General features: G+C 45.1%; 1 protein-coding gene. It reads left to right on the forward strand.

Annotated elements, in window-relative coordinates:
• Positions 1-50 precede the first annotated feature (50 nt).
• The coding region (locus GC096_RS05700) for a polyketide synthase (RefSeq protein WP_246302599.1) at positions 51-2,077 on the forward strand (2,027 nt) is incomplete at its 3' end.

Raw genomic sequence — 2,077 nt, forward strand, 5'->3', positions numbered from 1 at the left:
ATAACGGCATCAATTGTATTGACCTTCCCACTCCCGAGAGAAGGAAAGTCATGAACCCCGTTTATGAAAACCTTTACAATGTTACAGACGTGGATGAATCCGCCTATGAACCTGGAGGATACCTGGAAGAAATCGATAAGTTTGATGCTGAGTTTTTCGGGATCTCAACCAAGGAAGCCCTCCTGATGAACCCATTGCAGAAACTCATGCTAGAGACCGCCTTTTTAGCCGTGGAGGATGCCGGGATTACTAGAGAACAAATCGCAAATACCAAAACAGGTGTATTCGTAGGTAGGGATAATGCTTGTATTTCTTTGTACAACGATTATGTAGGCAATATTCATCCCTTAGCGCTCACGGGTGCTTATGCATCCGTGTTATCCAGCCGAATATCTCACGCATTAAAGCTAACTGGGCCAAGCATGGTGATTGATACAGCCTGTTCTTCCGCACTCGTATCTTTGCACCATGCGTGTAAGGCGCTTCAAGATGGTGAATGTGTAATGGCAATTGCAGGCGGTATAAACATTAAGGATATTTTGCTTAAGAACGATGACAATCCGATGGAGCGAATTGTTTCCGATGATGTGAAAATTCGGACGTTCGACAAACAAGCAAAGGGAACACTGATTAGTGAAGGGGTAGGAGCAGTTCTGCTCAAGTCATTGAAACAGGCGATAGCCGATGGAGACCCTATTTACGGTGTCATTAAGGGAAGCGCGGTAAATAATGACGGAGGTGCCAACCGAATTGCAACGCCACGAGCGGAGATTCAAGCAAACGTACTGATGGATGCATGGGAAGCGGCAGGGATTGATCCAGAAAGCCTGTCGTATATTGAAGCACACGGAATCGGTACGTATTTGGGCGATCCAATAGAAATTAGGGCACTTAAACAAGCTTTCGAATCGTATACGAGCAAGAAGCAATTTTGTGCGATATCTGCAGTAAAAACCAATATTGGCCATACCGTTGCTGCATCGGGTATGGCCTCTCTTATTAAAGCCATCTTGTCATTGAATCATAAGAAGATACCTTCACTCATTAACTTTGAGGAACCAAACCCGCATATTTCTTTTCCGGATAGCCCTGTCTACGTGAATGATAAGCTTCGGGAATGGGAAGCAGGAGAGGCTCCGAGACGTTGTGGTGTGAATTCGTTTGGATTCGGCGGGACAAACTGCCACATTGTGCTGGAGGAGACGCCAGCAGTTCAACGAAACGGCGGAGCCCGAGCTACAAGAGAAAAGTGGCTGTTTGCTTTATCGGGTCGAACGCAAGAAGCACTGTTTGAGCTTGTAAAGAAGTACAGTTCCTTCCTGAAGGAAGATTCCTCGGAGTTAGCTGACCTATGTTACACCTCATGTGTCGGAAGGGATCATTATGAGTATCGGATCCAACTGGTCGTGGAAAGTAACGAAGACTTACAAGAGAAGATTAGGCGACTACAGGAAGCAGAAGACTGGAAACATCTTAACCTCAGCGGTGTGTACTACGGTGAACATCGGATTTGCAAGAGTTATAAGGAAGATAGCAAAGAAGAAGGAGAAGTGACTCAAGCAGAGGTAGACCAGTGGACTAGCGAGGCGAATCAGCTCGTTGAGGAAGGAACAAAGGAGAAGGAAGTAGTAATAGATCGACTCTGCCAGTTGTACGTAGCAGGAGCTAAAATCGATTGGCAGTCCTATTACGATTCAACTCTAGCAAAGAAGGTGCGGCTACCAGGCTATCCATTAGCACGCAAAAGTTATTGGTACACAGAAGAACATGATCACTTATTTAGATTAAAGAAACAGAAGAGACCCGTAGCAGCTTCAAGAACAAAGGAACGAAATCGAGCTACAACAGTTGAAACGGAAAACCTTGAGAGCCAAATGGAGAAAGAGGTCAAATTAGTAGGCCGTAATGATGGGACGTATACACCTACGGAGGAGCAGTTGGGGCTCATTTGGGGATCTGAACTTGCGATTAAGGAAATTCAAGTAGATGAGAATTACTTTGAACTGGGAGGCGACTCCATTAGCGGAATCAAAATTGTAAATACTATGAACAGCAAGATGAAACTCAAAGTGAGCTT

The sequence above is a fragment of the Paenibacillus plantarum genome, from assembly GCF_013141695.1.
Lineage (GTDB): Bacteria > Bacillota > Bacilli > Paenibacillales > NBRC-103111 > Paenibacillus_E > Paenibacillus_E plantarum.